1 tRNA gene is annotated in these 219 nt (G+C 47.5%); it reads left to right on the forward strand.

Annotated features, from left to right (window positions below):
• The first annotated feature begins 43 nt into the window (after nt 1-43).
• Nucleotides 44-120 (forward strand) — tRNA-Met (locus ABFY71_RS19235).
• Nucleotides 121-219 lie beyond the last annotated feature (99 nt).

A 219-nucleotide genomic window follows, 5' to 3' on the forward strand; every position in this document is an offset into this window, starting at 1 on the left:
CTCTAATAAAGAGCATGAACAAATTTAATACTTTCACTCATATCGCGGGGTGGAGCAGTCTGGTAGCTCGTCGGGCTCATAACCCGAAGGTCGTCGGTTCAAATCCGGCCCCCGCAACCACTTTCCCTTAGAGTCCTTTTTCAAATATACTGTGAAGACTTCGGCCTTCGTAGTGGGATTTGAAAAAATCCTTCTGGAAAGTGCTCCAGACCGCAGTTG

The sequence above is a fragment of the Devosia alba genome (assembly GCF_039938915.1).
Lineage (GTDB): Bacteria > Pseudomonadota > Alphaproteobacteria > Rhizobiales > Devosiaceae > Devosia > Devosia alba.